Raw genomic sequence first — 15454 nt, forward strand, 5'->3', positions numbered from 1 at the left:
CGTTCGCTGTGACGTGCCACTGACGTCATACCGAGGTCCGAAAACCGTGTCTTCCTTCCGTATCGTACGACCGCGAAAATTCCTGCTCGCATCCGCCGCGCTCACATCCCTTGCCGCGCTCGATCTGCCCGCTGCGCTGGCGCAGCAGGCCCGGGAACCCCTGCCGCCCGTCGAAGTATCGCCGGCCCAATCCCGCAAGCAGGCCAAGCCTGCCGGCCGGGAGGCGCAGAGCACGCGCCGGGCAGCAGCGCGCAGGCCGGCGGCCGCGGCAGCGATGCCGAAGCCCGTCGTACCGGCTACAGCACCCCCGACGCCGCTCAACAGCAACGCCGTGGCCGAAAGCGCTTCGCGGCTCGGCCTGACGGTGCGACAGACGCCCGCGACCGTCGAGGTGATCTCCGCCGAGACCATGCGCGAGCAGGGCTATCGCACTGTGTCCGACGTGGCCCAGGGCGCGGTCGGCGTCACCGCCGGCGATAATCCGGCCGAACCTTCCGCCTTCTCCATGCGCGGCTTCACCAACAGCCAGATCAACACGCTCTACAACGGCATCAAGATCGGCCCGCAGAACATGACCTCGCGGATCATGGACACCGCCAATCTGGAAGCCGTGGAATTCCTGAAGGGCCCGGCCTCGCTGATCTCGGGTGAAGGCGCCGCCGGCGGCGCGATCAATTTTGTGACCAAGCAGCCGCACACGGGACCGATCCGGAACGAAGCTGATTTCTCCTGGGATTCGCTGAATTCGTTCCGCGCGCATTACGGCTCGGGCGGCAGCACCAACGTCCAAGGCCTCGACTATCGCTTCGACATCAGCCGTTCCGCGCTCAACGGCTTTGCCGACGACACCAATACCAAGATGCTCGACGTGTCGGGCCAGCTCAATTACCGCATCTCCGACAGTCTCAAGATCTGGGGCGCGATCGAGTATCGCGAGGACCGTTCGAAAGCCTATTGGGGCGCGCCGCTGGTGCCGATCGCCTTCAGCGGCTCGCACGCGACGACGGGGATCGTCTCCGGCAACTACTTCAACAGGACTGATCTTGGCGCGGTCACGATCGACGACCGCACCTTCAATACCAACTACAACGTCCTCGACAATCGCAATGTCGCGCAGGAGGTGTGGCTGCGCGGCGGCTTCGAGCTGAAGCTGGCGCCGGACCTGACGCTGAAGAGTCAAGCCTATGGCTACGGCGCCGAGCGCACCTGGTTCAACAACGAGATCGAGGCGTTCGATTCCACCAACAACCAGGTGTATCGCGAGCGCTTCTATGTCGCGCACAGCCAGCGCCTCGTCGGCAACATCACCGATTTGATCTGGGACGCTGATATCGCGGGTTTCGACAATCGGCTGGTCACGACGTTGTCATCGAGCTATCTCGACTTCGTCAGGCCGGGCGCGGCAAACTTCCCGAACGATTATGTCTCGCTGGTCGATCCCAACCGCGGCTTTTACGGCTCGCTCACGACGCAGCAGCAGACCGCGCGCATCAACAACGAGGCGCTGTCGTTCGAGGACCGGCTGAAGCTGACGCGGACCTTCGCGCTGATCGGCGGCCTGCGCGTCGAGCATATCGGGCTCGACCGCAATTCGACCGATTCCGCCGGGCTTGTGAGAGCCGGCTTTCCGTTCACGAAAGACTGGGCGCCGGTGACGGGCCGCATCGGTTACACCTGGGAGGCCGTGCCCGGCCTGACCTTCTTCAGTCAGTACGCCACCGGCGCCGACGTCTCCGCGAACACCAGCTTCCTGCTGTTGCCGACCCAGCCGCTCGACCTGACGACCGCGCGTACCTATGAGACCGGCGTCAAGCACCTGTTCTGGGACAACAGGGCGGAGTGGTCGTTCTCGGCCTACGACATCGTGCGCAAGAACGTTTATGCAGCGGCCGGCGGCATGGCGCTCAACATCGCCGGGCGGCAGGAGTCCAAGGGCGTCGAGCTTGCCGCTTCGGTTCGTCCGATCGATCCGCTGCGTCTGTGGGGCAACATCGCCTATGTCGATGCCCGCTATGCCGACTACAATTTCGCCGGCGGCTCGTTCTCCGGCAACACGCCGCCGAACGTGCCGCGCGTCGTCGCCAATGCCGGTGCGTCCTGGCGCTTCTTCACGCCCTGGCCGGTGGAGCTTGGCATCACCGGCCGTCATGTCGGCGACCGCTACAACACCGATGCCAATGTCGTGACGATGAAGGCGTATACCGTCGCCGACGTCTACGCCTTCGTCGACATTCCCAAGACGGTGTTCAACGCGGTCGACCAGGCCCGCCTGACCTTCCGCGTCCGCAACATCACCGATAAGCGCTATGCGATCTGGGGCGATCCGTTCTATCCCGACCAGATCCTGCTCGGCGCGCCCAGGACCTACGAGCTCTCGGCCGCGTTCAAATGGTAGGATCATGAACGCATGATGGGCGCGATCGTCCTTACGCATCGCTGGCTCGGGATCGCGTTCTGCCTGCTGTTCGCGATGTGGTTCGCAACGGGGATCGTGATGCACTTCGTGCCGTTTCCGTCGCTGACGGAAGCGGAACGGTTTGCCGGCCTTGCGCCGGTGGATCGCGAAGCGGCGAGGATCCCGGTTGCGGCGGCGGTCGCTGTGAGCGGGGTCGCGGACGCCGTGCGCGTCCGGCTGATCCAGCGGAGCGATGCTGCGGTCTACATTGTGTCGGGATCATCGCGCGTGCGCGCGGTCCGCGCCTCCGACGGAGCGGATGCGTCGGTCGCAATTGCCGATGCCGCGCTTGCCATCGCGCGGGAGCACGCGCGCAATCGCGGGCTCGATGCCGTGCGGACCGCGGTCGTTGCCCGTTCGGACTATGATCAGTGGAGCGTTCCGAACGGCTTCGATCGCCACCGGCCGCTGTTTCGTGTGGCGCTAGGCGATGCTGCCGGGACGGAAGTCTACGTCTCCTCGCCCACCGGCGAGATCGTCCTGGATACGACGCGGCGCGAGCGAGGCTGGAATTGGGCCGGCAGTGTGCTGCACTGGATTTATCCGACGGTCCTGAGAAGCGACTGGTCGCTGTGGGATCGCGTCGTCTGGACGCTGTCATTGCTGGCCTTGATCGCGGCGATACTTGGTGCGGTGCTCGGGATCGCGCGGGTGAAGCTGCGAGGGCGCCGGATGTCCTCGCCCTATCGTGGCTGGCACGCGTTGCACCACGTCATTGGCCTCGCGGCAACAACGTTCGTGCTGACATGGAGTCTCAGCGGCTGGCTCTCGATGGATCACGGCCGGCTGTTCTCGCGCGGACAATTGACCTTGGCCGAATCCGGCGTGATGAACGCGCCGCCTGATTGGGCGGCTGCCTCATTGCTCGATCGGCAGCCGATATCGCCCTCGGCTCGGGAGATCGAATGGTTTGCCTTCAACGGCAACGTCTATCGCCGCGATCGGATGAGCCTTGACCATCAGGTCTTGATCAAGGCAGGGGACGCGTCCCGCGACGGACCAACGGAATTTCTGGACGTGCATGAGATCCAGAGTCTCGTGGCGCACCTTGCTGCCGGCTGCGGCGCCGCGTCCGTTCTTGCTGTCAACGACGACTACCCCGCGCAATCGGCTATTGCCGGTGCGCCCGTCTACCGTTCGCGCTGCGGCGACCTCTGGTTCGATATCGACGGTGCCGACGGCAGTGTGCTGCAAAGACTGGATTCATCGCGGCGGGCCTATCGCTGGCTCTACAGCGCGCTCCACAGCCTCGATTTTCCCTTTCTGCTGGCGCACCCGCGTCTGCGCGATACCATCATCGTCGGACTCTGTGCGTTGGGACTGGTGTTCTCCGTCACCGGGCTCGCGATTGGCTGGCGGCGTCTGCGGCCCCGACCGACCCGTGGGTCCTGACCGACAGCCGGCCGTTCCATCGGTTCCTCTCTAATCCAAACCGGTCTTGCCCGGTGCCCAATAGGCTTTCGCCCTGATCCGCGATGATGCGACGCCGGCGGCCTTCAGGGTGCGGCCGACGCGCTGGATCGAGGGTGCCTTGCCGGTCAGGACAAACTGTGCGCCGTTTGCGGCAAGACGCAGCAGCTCGGATTCGGCGGTTGCAAGATGGGTGTCATCGGCGCTGCGTGCGATTAATCTGGCCTGGCCGAGGCCGATGGAATCCAGCACCAGTCTCGACTCCGCGACATCGGTGGCCTCGAACACATGGAGCGTGCCGCCAGCCTGCAGGCTGTCGCGCAACGCGGCCGCAAGGCCGAACGAGGTTTCATCGCCGAACAGAACGATGGGCGCTCCGAGGTCCGCGAGGTCGAACGAGCGGCGTGGACCAAAGAACTGGCAGGCGTTGCCCGCGCGCAAGCCGCTGGCCCAGCGGCTGCCGGGGCCATCGCCATGTGCAAAGGCGAGCAGCCGCGTTCTGCCGTTGCCGGCGTCCCACGACATCGGCGTATAGGTGCGCGCGCTCAGGCCCGAGCCCATCGCGACCTGGATCTTGTCGCCGGCCGTCCAGGCGACGTTCTCCAGCGCTTCGCCTTCGAGCTCGACGAGCCGGAAATGCGGCGAGAGCGTCCTGACGCCGGCAACGTGTGCAGGACGCATCAGCCATCGCAGCAACATCCGCGTGAGCCGTCCCTGCGGTGCCCGCGATGGCTCGGACGTTTGTGGCTCGTGAGCGGGCTCGTTCAAGTTTGGCTCCATCACAGGGTTCACCGCCGTGCCGATCATCTGGCTTTGATCGTGAATTCGTTGCCACGTCCCGGCTCGAACGGCAGCGATAGTGAGAGGTAGCCGTTCTCGGGATCGCGCACGTAGTCGATATAGCCCGAAGCTTCCTCGAGCGCGTTCTCGCCGACGATGAGCGCGCCGCGCTTCAGGTGCGGCTCCAGCAGCCTGAGAATGGGAAGATAGAGAGTGAAAGCGCCATCGAGCATCACCATGTCGACCTCGCCGCCGAGGCCGGAGCTGAGCGTTTGGCGCGCATCGCCGTGCCTGAACTCGACGAGGTCGGCGAGCCCCGCGGCGGCAAGGTTCGCTTGCGCCCGCTCGATCTTGCCGGGTTCGAGATCGGTCCCGATCAGACGGCCGCCACCGATGTCGCGCAGGCCCGCCGCCATGTAGATCGCGGAAATCCCCATCGAGGAGCCGAACTCGACGATGCGCTGTGCCTTGGTGGCACGGACGCACATGTAGAGGAAGCGTCCGAACCGCGGAGAGACGCTCAGGAAATTGTCCGCAAGTCCACGATAGACTTCGTTCAGATCACGGCTCTCGGCGGCGATGGTCTTGCTGATGATCTCATCTCGGCTCTTCGCTTCGTTCGCGAAGGTTTGCATCAGTTGTCCGTCGGCGACCTCCGCTTCCTGGTGAAGACGAAGGAGGACGTCGGCGACGGCGCCCTTGCTGAGTGAATCCATGTCGGTCGGCTCCTTAATGCGCCCGCCGGGCGCTTCGGAGCCTGGATACGAAATGGTCCCTCAGACCGCATTCCGCGAACGGGACAATCGATTGCGAATTCCGGTCAGTGTGCGCCGATGCGGCGTTCGGCCAGATATCGCGCCGGCGGCTTGCCCAGCGCCTTGCGGAACATGGTGACGAAGGCGCTGGCTCCCTCATAGCCGAGATCCAGCGCCACCGCCTGGACCGATGCGCCCTGGTCGAGGCGCTGAAGCGCACACCGCGGCGATCCTGCCGTCGGCGCCGTCGAGATCGTACATCACCGGCATGTGGGTGGCATGCACCAGCAAACGCTCGAGCAAGGGCGAGATCGTCAGCGCGCAGCATTGCCGCGGCAGCGCCGGCACCGCCTCCGGTTCGACGAACAGGCAATGCATCTCGACGTCGCCGGCGACGCTGACGCTGTGCGGAACATGCCCGGGAATCCACACCGCACAGCGCGGCGGGACGATCCAGACGCCGTGTCCGGCCTCCAGCCTGACGAGGCCGCGCATGGTCAGGACGAGCTCGTCCTTGCGATGCTCGTGCATGGCCAGCTCCATGCCCTTGGTGACCATCTGGCCCCCGAAAGCGGCAACGGCGCGCGGCACGGTTTCAGGATCGAAATCCCCGAGATCATCGGGGTTCATATGGTCGTCGTTGAGCCGGAAGAAGGGCATGGCAGGCGATGGTCGATCCGAACATGACTGGCGGGTTCAGGCAATATCTGGCCCGCGATCGCGACTTTCAACGCAGGACGTTCGAATCTCGATGGTTTCTAACGAGCTCGTCCCACCGGATCGCGGCGCTGCTTGCGAGACGATATCCTCGCTTACTGACCGTACAATAAAGAAAGGCTGTGCCGCCTGCCGTGCATAGCTCATAGGATACAAACCTCGCGTCCGATCGCCTGCAAATTAGACAGATGATCTTTGACGTTGCGATTGCACTGCAACGGACGTGACGGTTTGCGCCGAAAAATCCGTGGTGCGATGCACTCTGCTGGTGTCCAGCAGTCGACATCTGCATGCTCTCCGCGCGGGCAGAGCTGCACCAAAACGTGCAACCGAATTTGCGGCTCGCGGCGCCGGCCCGGTGGTTTGCGACAACTCTGGCTCTATCCCGACCTGACCGCTCTGTCGCACACTCGCGGACAATGGCAAGACAAGGGATGCATGATGAGCGCTCTCGGTTGGGCATTGGATGTCGCGATGGACGGTAACAGCCCGGCGTCCGGTTCGGACCTCATCCGTCGCCGCCCTCGCACATGAGCTCCTCCGAAAATCACTGGGAGGTTGGCACCGATATCGGCGGCACCTTCACCGATATCATCGCGATCCGGCGCGATTCATCGGAGGCGCGGATCGCAAAGGTGCCGTCGCGCCCCGGCGCTCCGGTTCAGGCGATGCTGGAAGCGATCGAGGCGGTGGGCCTGCGCAAAAGCGAGGTCAGGCGCTTCGTCCACGGCACCACGCGCGTGACCAACGCTATCGTCGAGGGCCGGCTGCCGAAGGTGGCGCTGGTTGCGACCGAGGGCTTTGCCGATGTGCTCGAGATTGCGCGTTATCGCCGCCGCGATCTCTACCGTCTCGACGTTCCGCCGAAATCGCCGCCGCTCGTGCCACCTGAGCGCTGCTTCGGGCTCGCCGAGCGCCTCGATCACGAGGGACGCGTGCTGAAGCCGCTGGAACAAGCGGAGATCGAGCGCTTGGTGGCCTGGCTGAAGGAGGCCGGCGTTCAGAGCGTCGCGGTGGCTCTGCTTCACGCCTATGCCAATCCGGTGCACGAAAAAATGCTTGGCGAGCGCCTCAAGGATGTCGTCGCCCATGTCTCGCTGTCGCACGAGGTCAATCCCGAGGCACGCGAATATGAGCGGACCTCGGCGACCGTGTTTAACGCCGCCGCGATGCCGATTGCGGTGGAATATCTGAGCGAGCTGGAGCAGCGGCTGCCGATCGGGCCAGGATTGCAGGTGTTTCATTCCGCCGGCGCGATGATCCCGATCTCCGCGGTGAAGCGTCGCCCGCTTGTGATGGCGATGTCGGGCCCGGCCGCCGGCGTCTCGGCGTCGGTCAGCATCGCGCGCCAGCTCGGCACGCCGCGCATGCTGACCTTCGACATGGGCGGCACCACGACGGACGTGTGCCTGATCGTCGACGGCCAGGCCGAGATGACCGACGGCCGCATGCTCGGCGACAAGCCGCTGCGCCAGCCGATGCTCGCGGTTCACTCCATCGGGGCGGGCGGCGGATCGATCGTGCGCAACGGCCCGGGTGGTCTGACCGTCGGGCCGGAGAGTGCCGGCTCCGAGCCGGGTCCGGCCTGCTACGGCCGCGGCGGCACCGAGCCAACCATCACCGACGCCAACGCCGTGCTCAGCTATCTCAATCCCGAAACCAAACTCGGCGACCGGATCGGCATCGACGTCCAGGCGGCCAGGCGCGTCATCGAGCCGATCGCGCGGGCGTTGGGGCTGAGCCTGACCGAAACGGCGCTCGGCATCATCAAGGTCGCCAACGCGACGATGGCCCGCGCGCTGCGCCGCGTCACGGTCGAGCGCGGCATCGACGGGCGCGACTGTACGCTGCTCGCCTTCGGCGGTGGTGGCCCCATGCATGCCGCGGGGCTCGCCGATCTCTACGGGATTGCGCAGGTCGTCGTGCCCAGCGCATCGAGCGCGTTCTCGGCGCTGGGCTGTCTCACCGCCGACTTCAGCTTCCTGCAGCAGCAGACCTTGCGCGCTGGCCTCGACGGCATCGATCTCGTACGCGTATCGGAGCGCATTGGAGCGTTGATCGACGATGCTTCGGCGCCGCTCATCGCCAACGGTGTCGCACAGGCGGAGATCGAGATCGAGCTGGTGGCGCTGATGCGTTACGCGGCGCAGAATGACGCCATTCCAGTCCCGCTCGCACTGCCGCTCGACGTGATCAGCCTCAAGAAGGATTTTCTGGCGCGGCATCACGAACTCTTCGGCTATGCGACGAGCGAGCCCTGCGTCATCGAATCCGTGCGGGTGCAGGCGCGCCGGCCGTCGACAACGGTGGTGAGTCGGCCGGCGACGGCGGCGAGGGCGATGTCGTCAGGCACACGCCTTTGCTCGTTCGATGGCTTCCACGACATCGCGACAGGGATCATCGACCGCGCCTCGCTGGCCGACACCGTCCGCGGCCCGGCCATCATTGAAGACGCGTGGTCGACGGTGGTGGTGCCGCCCGGCTGGCAGGCGAGGCCTGATGCCGCAGGCAATCTGTTCCTGACGCGGAGGGCAACATGAAGCTCGATCCGTTCGTCGTCGAGGTCATCCGGCACGGGCTCTCCGCTGCGGCCGAGGAAATGAGCCTGGTGATGACGCGGTCGGCGCGCTCGCCGCTGCTGCGCGAGGCCGGCGATTTGTCGTCGGCGATCACGGACGGCCATGGCGGCCTGGTCGGGCAGGGCCGCGACATCCCCATCCACCTTGGCGCGATGGCTTACACGGTCCCCGAATTGCTGAAGGTGGTGCCGCGCGACAGCCTGAACGACGGCAACGTCGTGATCTACAATGTCGGCGCGCTCGGCGGCAATCATCTCAACGACGTCAAGGTCGTGCGCCCCGTCTTCGTCGATGGCGAGATCGTGGCGTTCGCGGTCAGCCTCGCGCACTGGCCGGATATCGGCGGCACCTGGCCCGGCAGCTATTTTGCAAAAGCCATCGACACGTTCCAGGAGGCGATGCGTATCCCGCCGGTGCTGATCGCGACCGCAGCCGGCGTCAACGCGCCGATCGTGCAGCTGCTCAAGGCGAACGTCCGCGACGCCGAATCCTGCGAGGGTGATCTTCTCGCGCAGATCGCGGCAACCAAAGCCGGCGAACGGCGCATCGTCGATCTCTGCCGCGAGCACGGCAAGGCGGTGTTCACCGCGACACAGTCGCGCCTGCACGATCTCTCCGAAATCGAGATGCGCGAGGCGTTGCGCGCCTTGCCGGACGGAATCTACGAAGGCGAAGATCACCTCGACGACGGCAGCGCGAACGACGCGCCCGCGCGTATCCACGTCAAGATTACCATTGCCGGCGACGAGGCGACCTTCGACCTTTCGGGGAGCTGTGACCGCGTCTCGAATTTCTGCAACACGACGCCGTTCATGGCGCGTTCGGCCGTCGCCTATGCCGCGCGCATCATGAGCGGGCGCGACATGCAGCAGAATGCCGGCGCGCTGCGCCCCCTGACCATTATCACCCGCCCGGGCTCGATCCTGGAGCCGGGTTGGTCGGCCTCCGTCGCCGCCGGCAACCACGAGACGTCGATGCGCATCGTCGATGCGATCTTCCGCGCCATGCAAGACACCATTCCGGAGCGATTGTCGGCGGGCGGCGCGACCACCGCGGGCGTCCTGTTCTTTGCGCAGCCGCGGCAGGACGGTTCCTGGAAGATGCTCTATGAGGTCCACGGCGGCGGCGAAGGCGCGCGTCACGATCGGGCCGGCATCTCGGCGACCCGGGTGCATCTGTCCAACACCTCGAACACGCCGGTTGAGGTGATCGAGGCGAACTACGCGATCCGCCTCGAGCAGCAGGCCATCCGCCGGCAATCCGGCGGCGCTGGCGCCTTCCGCGGCGGCGATGGCGTCGTACGCGCTTACCGCATTCTGGCTCCGTCGATGCATCTGACCACCTGCATCGAGCGGATGGTGATTCCGCCGTTCGGCATGCAGGGCGGTGAACCCGGCAAGGCCTGTCGCATCTCGCTTGTCAGGCAGGGCGCAAACGTCGCGATCGACGGCAAATCTAACCTCGTGCTGCAGCACGGCGATCTCGTCACCGTCGAGACTTGCGGCGGCGGCGGCTACGGCGCTGAAGCTGCGGAGTGAAGGGATTGCGATGAGCAAATTGTTGCGAACCGGGCTGAACGCGGGCGACAGCGCGCCCATGGCCGTGGTCGGCGGCGAGGGCGTCTATTTTCATCTTGCGGACGGCCGCAAGCTCATCGACGGCAGCAACACCGGCGGCGGTCTCGGTCACCGTCATCCCGCGATGGTGGAGGCGATCCGCCGCGCGGCGGATACGCCCGTGGTCAACGAGGGCTGGACCTGGGTCGGCCGCGAGCAGGCCGCCGACGATTTGATGGCGACGGCGTTCGGCGGCGAAGAGGAATGGGTCGGCGCGGTGCGCTTCTGCATCAGCGGCAGCGAGGCCAATGACATGGCGCTATCGCTCTGCCAGGCGCTGACGCAACGCTCTCCATTGGCGACGCGTGAGCGTGCCTATCACGGCATCACGGGCCTGTCGCGCAGCATGACCGTGCAGCCGCAATGGCATGGCGGCCTTGCGGTGCACTCCGGCGGCTCCAGGCTGCCGGCGCCGATGGCGCCGGTGCGAATTCTGCCGGCGCCGGATGGTGCGATCTACGGTGGGCCGGCCAGCAACAAGCCGCCACGCGAATATTTGGCCGACGCCACGCGTTTGTTGTCGGATACCGCCGCAACGATCATCGACTACACCCAGGGCGGCATCTATCACGACGGCGCCTATCAGGACGAGGTGGCGCGCTGCGCGCGACAAGCAGGCTCATACTGGATCGCCGACGAGGTCGTCACCGGCGCGGGCCGCGCCGGGCGCTGGTTCGCGTTTCAGGGCGCCGAAAGTCGCCCCGATATCGTGACGCTCGGAAAGTCGCTCGGCGGCGGTGCGGCCGCAGTGGCGGCGGTCGTGGTGTCGAAAGAGATCGTCGAGCGGTTGAATGGCACGAGCTGGCAGAATTACGGCACCTTGCGGGGCCACCCGATCAGCATGGCCGCCGTCAGCGCCTACCTGAAGGTCATCAGCGAAGAGAAGATTCTCGAGCATGTGAAGAGCCTCGAAGAGCTGTTCAGCCGCCGCCTGCTCGCGATCGCGCGGAAACATCCCAGCGTCCAGCGTGTGGCGGGGCAGGGGTTGCACTGGACGGTGGAGCTGCACGGACCGGACTGGCGCTCCTGGCACGCCGACACCACCGAAGTGCCGATCGCCTCGCGCGTCGCGACGCGGGCGCTGGAAGCCGGCGCGGTGATCGGAACCAGCGGCGAGCAGATTTCGCTGTTCCTGGCACCGCCGCTCGTCATGTCCGAACGTGAGGCCGACCAGCTTCTGGACGCGCTCGATCATGGCCTCGATGTCGCCGACGAGGAGCACCGATGAGCGCCGATCGCGCCACAAAAACTGTCCGGCCCATCCGGCTGGAAACCTTCGGCGATGCCGCGTTATGCTGCACGCGCCGGCAATTCGTTGAAGCTTTCACTTCCTCCAAGAGATCACCGGGAAATCGCTGATGCGCATCGTCAATGTTGCCGCCGCCCAGATGGGGCCGATCCAGAAGGCCGACAGCCGCGAGGTCGTGGTCAGGCGCATGATCGCGCTGATGGACGAAGCCAAGAGCAAGGGCGCCGATTTGATCGTCTATCCGGAACTGGCGCTGACGACATTCTTTCCGCGCTGGTACGCGGAGGACCGCGCCGAGTTCGACATCTGGTTCGAGCGCGAGATGCCGAACGCGGCGACGAAGCCGCTATTCGAGCGCGCAGCGCAGCACCAGATGGCGATGAACTTCGGCTATGCGGAGCTGACACCGGACGGCCATCACTTCAACACGGCGATCCTGACCGACAAGTCCGGCAAGATCGTCGGCAAATATCGCAAGGTCCATCTGCCGGGCCATGTGGAGTACGACACCAAGCGCTCGCACCAGCATCTGGAGAAGCGCTATTTCGAGCCGGGCGATCTCGGCTTCAACGTCTGGCGCGAGCTGGGTGGCATCATCGGCATGGCCATCTGCAACGATCGGCGCTGGCCGGAGACTTATCGCGTGATGGGCCTGCAGGGCGTCGAGATGGTGCTGATCGGCTACAACACGCCCTCCGTCAACGCGGAGCGAAGCGAGGAGGGCGTCGAGAAGCGCCTGTTTCACAACCGCCTCTCGGTGCAGGCCGGCGCCTATCAGAATTCGACCTGGGTCGTCGCGGTCGCCAAGGCCGGCAATGAGGATGGCCACCCGCTGTTCGGCGGCAGCCTGATCGTCGATCCCAACGGCGAGATCGTCACTGAAGCCAGGACGGAGGACGATGAACTCCTGCTCCATCCCTGCGATCTCGATGCCACAAATTTTGGCAAGACCACGATCTTCAATTTCGCGCAGCATCGCCGGATCGAGCATTACGGCCTGATCACCAGCCAAACCGGCGCGGTGCCGCCGCCGGAGAAATGACGCCGATGTCGGATAATGGCATTTCCTTGCGCGAGCTTGATCCGCGCGATCGCTACAAGCTGCTCTGCGGCGTAATCGTGCCGCGGCCGATCGCGCTGGTGACGACATTGGACGAGAACGGGGCGGTCAATGCGGCCCCGTTCAGCTTCTTCAACGTGTTCTCCGAGAGCCCCGCGCTGATCGTGCTCGGTCTTCAGCACAAGCCGGATCACAGCCCGAAGGATACCACCCGCAACATCCATCGCGACGGCGAGTTCGTCGTGCACATGGTGGATGAGGCGCTGTCGGTCGCGATGAACGATTGCGCGGTCGATTTCCCCTCGGGCGACAGCGAGGTCGCGGCGACCGGGCTTGCGACGCTTCCCTCCGTCGATGTGAAAGTGCCGCGCCTCGCGGCAGCGCCCTTTGCGCTGGAATGCCGGCGCCATGTGGTGCTGAACTTCTCGCCCGACCGGGAACTGCTGGTTGGCGAGGTGCTCAGGATTCACGCCCGTGAGGGCCTGGTCGACGAGGCCAACATGTATGTCGATCTCGACGCTTACCGGCCGATCGGCCGCATGTTCGGCAATCTCTACACCACCCAGCGGGATGTCTTTTCGCTGACGCGCGAGAGCCACGCGCAATGGCGCGCGCGGCAGGACGCCAAAGAGCTGAAGGACGCCTAGTGAGCCGAGAAACTGCACCGTGCCCAGCGCCATCGTGACGGCCGCCTGTGTCGGGTCGATCACGGGAACGCCCAGCGCATCTTCGAGCGGGCGGCGATGGCGCGCCATGCCGGCGCAGCCCATCACGATGGCGCGGGCGCCGTCCTGGTCGCGCAGCGCACGGCCGATTTCGATCATCTTCGCCAGCGTGCCTTCGCCCGAGGCGGTATCGGCAACGCTCATGTTGAGCGGCCGCTCGCCGGCGAGGCGATCGGTCAGGCCCATCTGCCTGAGATAGCGCATGTGGCGCGGGATCGAGCGCTGCGCGATGGCGATGACGCCGAACGTTTCGGCGCGGGCGAGCGCGGTCAGCACGCCGCACTCGGCAATGCCGAATACCGGCCGTTCCGTGCCTTCGCGGCAGACCTGAAGGCCGGGATCGCTATAGCAGGCGATGACGAAGGCCGAAGAGCTGTTGTCGCTTTCCACCAGCCGTCGCAGCGGCATCGTAACGCTATCGACGTCGGCCTGGCTCTCGATGCCGAACGGGCCCTCCGCCAGGGTCTGACACACCAGTTCCGGCCCACCCTCGAAACCGAGCGGCCTCAAGGCCTCCTCCAGCCCTTGCGTGACTGCAGGGTTGGAGTTCGGATTGATGACGAGAATGCGTGGCCGGGACATGATGGTCTTCCTGCGAAATGGAGATCATTTGCCCAAAGCCTATCACGGAGTGCCTCATGACTGAACCCACCTACGACCTGATCATCCGCGGCGGACGCGTCGCCACGACCACCGATGTCTTCGAGGCCGACGTTGCCATCTCCGGCGAGACCATCGCGGCCATCGGCCGCGGGCTTCCGGCGGCCAGGCGCGAGATCGATGCGCGCGGCAAGTTGGTGCTGCCTGGCGGCGTCGACAGTCACGCCCATATCGAGCAGCTGTCGGCCGCCGGTATCATGAATGCCGACACGTTCGAGAGCGCGACCGTCTCTGCCGCTTTCGGTGGCACCACCACGGTGATCCCGTTCGCCGCCCAGCATGTCGGCATGAAATTGCCGCAGGTGGTGGAGGATTATCACGCGCTGGCGAAGAAGGGCGCGGTGATCGACTACGCCTTTCACATGATCATTGCGGACGCGACCAAGGAGACAGTCGAAGAGCACATTCCGGCGCTGGTGAAGCAGGGCCACGCCTCGATCAAGATCTTCATGACCTATGACCGGCTCAAGGTCGACGACGAGCCCTTGCTCGACATCCTGCTCGCGGCGCGCCAGTCCGGCGCGATGCTGTGCGCCCATGCCGAGAACCACGGCATCATCGCCTGGATGGTCAAGCGGCTGCTCGCGCGCGGCTACACCATGCCGAAATACCATGCCGTCAGTCATGCCCGTGTGTCGGAAGCGGAAGCTTTCACCCGGCTGATCGGCATGGCGGCGCTGATCGACCAGCCGATCATGATCTTCCATGTCTCGACCGCCGAAGGCGCCAAGGTGATCCGCGACTCGCGCGGGCAGGGGCTGAAGGTGTTCGCGGAGACTTGTCCGCAATATCTGTTCCTCACCGCCGCCGATCTCGACAAGCCTGGCTCGGAAGGCGCCAAGTGGATGTGCAGCCCGCCGCCGCGCACGCATGCCGACCAGGAGGCGCTGTGGCAGGCGCTCTCGCTCGGCGATCTCCAGACCATCTCGTCGGATCACGCGCCGTATCGCTACGACGAGACCGGCAAGCTGCGCGCCGGATCCAACCCCAATTTCAAGCAGGTCGCGAACGGGCTGCCGGGGCTGGAGCTGCGGCTGCCGCTGCTGTTCGACGCGATGGTCTCGAAGGGGCGGCTGGGCCTGGAAAAGTTCGTCGAGCTGACTTCGACCGCGCCGGCAAAGATCTACAATCTGCATCCGCGCAAGGGCTCGATTGCGGTCGGCGCAGACGCCGATATCGCGATCTGGGACCCGAACCGCGAGACCGTGATCGCCGACGAGATAATGCACGACCTCGCCGGCTACACGCCGTTCGCGGGCCGCAAGCTGAAGGGCTGGCCGGTGTCGGTGCTGTCGCGCGGCCGGGTCATCATCGACGGCGACAAGTGCCTCGCGAGCGCCGGCAGCGGAAAATTCCTGGCGCGCAGCGGCGGCGAGGCGGCGAAGTCGACGGGCCGGCTGGTCGCCGACATGGACCCGGAACGGAATTTCGGGGCAAAACTGCTGTGA

Annotated in this window: 12 protein-coding genes and 1 pseudogene; 8 read left to right on the top strand and 5 right to left on the bottom strand. The window is 65.4% G+C overall.

What is annotated here, in order from left to right; genetic code table 11:
* The first annotated feature begins 46 nt into the window (after nt 1-46).
* Together GGD66_RS20025 and GGD66_RS20030 are read left to right on the top strand one after the other, a co-directional pair.
* Nucleotides 47-2395 carry a TonB-dependent siderophore receptor gene (locus GGD66_RS20025; RefSeq protein ID WP_183258757.1) on the top strand — a complete coding sequence of 783 codons (2349 nt, stop codon included), beginning with the start codon at nt 47-49 and terminating at the stop codon, nt 2393-2395.
* A 12-nt stretch (nt 2396-2407) separates the two neighbouring features.
* Nucleotides 2408-3847, top strand: a complete 1440-nt coding sequence (locus GGD66_RS20030; RefSeq protein WP_183258758.1) for a PepSY domain-containing protein — start codon at nt 2408-2410, stop codon at nt 3845-3847.
* Between the two features lie 30 nt (nt 3848-3877).
* Here the strand turns inward: GGD66_RS20030 and GGD66_RS20035 are convergent, their stop codons facing one another.
* The 4 genes from GGD66_RS20035 to GGD66_RS20045 form a co-directional block, all read right to left on the bottom strand.
* Complete coding sequence (locus GGD66_RS20035; protein ID WP_246788925.1) at nt 3878-4546, bottom strand: siderophore-interacting protein; 669 nt, start codon at nt 4544-4546, stop codon at nt 3878-3880.
* Between the two features lie 122 nt (nt 4547-4668).
* A complete protein-coding gene (locus GGD66_RS20040) occupies nt 4669-5361 on the bottom strand; it encodes an O-methyltransferase (RefSeq protein ID WP_092256158.1) in 693 nt (230 codons plus the stop codon).
* 104 nt (nt 5362-5465) lie between these two features.
* The gene (locus GGD66_RS41560; protein WP_312014150.1) at nt 5466-5579 is read right to left on the bottom strand and encodes a hypothetical protein; all 114 of its coding nucleotides are present in this window, start codon (nt 5577-5579) and stop codon (nt 5466-5468) included.
* On the bottom strand, nt 5557-6030 hold the full coding sequence (locus tag GGD66_RS20045; RefSeq protein ID WP_246788926.1) for an AraC family ligand binding domain-containing protein: 474 nt from the start codon (nt 6028-6030) through the stop codon (nt 5557-5559). Before GGD66_RS20045 ends, GGD66_RS41560 begins: the two co-directional genes overlap by 23 nt.
* Before the next feature lie 617 nt (nt 6031-6647).
* On the opposite strand from GGD66_RS20045, the gene GGD66_RS20050 reads away from it, so the two are divergent.
* The 5 genes from GGD66_RS20050 (at nt 6648) to GGD66_RS20070 (ending at nt 13268) form a co-directional block, all read left to right on the top strand.
* On the top strand, nt 6648-8657 hold the full coding sequence (locus GGD66_RS20050; RefSeq protein ID WP_183258760.1) for a hydantoinase/oxoprolinase family protein: 2010 nt from the start codon (nt 6648-6650) through the stop codon (nt 8655-8657).
* Nucleotides 8654-10234: a hydantoinase B/oxoprolinase family protein gene (locus GGD66_RS20055; protein ID WP_183258761.1), complete on the top strand. Its 1581-nt coding sequence runs from the start codon at nt 8654-8656 to the stop codon at nt 10232-10234. The genes GGD66_RS20050 and GGD66_RS20055 overlap by 4 nt, the downstream gene beginning before the upstream one ends.
* Before the next feature lie 10 nt (nt 10235-10244).
* Nucleotides 10245-11540, top strand: coding sequence for an aminotransferase class III-fold pyridoxal phosphate-dependent enzyme (locus tag GGD66_RS20060; protein WP_183258762.1), 1296 nt, complete (start codon nt 10245-10247; stop codon nt 11538-11540).
* A 130-nt stretch (nt 11541-11670) separates the two neighbouring features.
* Complete coding sequence (locus GGD66_RS20065; protein ID WP_183258763.1) at nt 11671-12603, top strand: N-carbamoyl-D-amino-acid hydrolase; 933 nt, start codon at nt 11671-11673, stop codon at nt 12601-12603.
* Nucleotides 12600-13268: a flavin reductase family protein gene (locus GGD66_RS20070; RefSeq protein WP_092256140.1), complete on the top strand. Its 669-nt coding sequence runs from the start codon at nt 12600-12602 to the stop codon at nt 13266-13268. Before GGD66_RS20065 ends, GGD66_RS20070 begins: the two co-directional genes overlap by 4 nt.
* Nucleotides 13269-13277: 9 nt before the next feature.
* Here the strand turns inward: GGD66_RS20070 and GGD66_RS41170 are convergent.
* Nucleotides 13278-13928, bottom strand: a pseudogene (locus GGD66_RS41170) (aspartate/glutamate racemase family protein); the annotation flags it as partial.
* Between the two features lie 56 nt (nt 13929-13984).
* Here GGD66_RS41170 and hydA point away from each other — a divergent pair.
* Nucleotides 13985-15454: a dihydropyrimidinase gene (hydA, locus tag GGD66_RS20080; protein WP_183258765.1), complete on the top strand. Its 1470-nt coding sequence runs from the start codon at nt 13985-13987 to the stop codon at nt 15452-15454.

Origin of the sequence: Bradyrhizobium sp. CIR48 (assembly GCF_014198315.1) — a bacterium.
Lineage (GTDB): Bacteria > Pseudomonadota > Alphaproteobacteria > Rhizobiales > Xanthobacteraceae > Bradyrhizobium.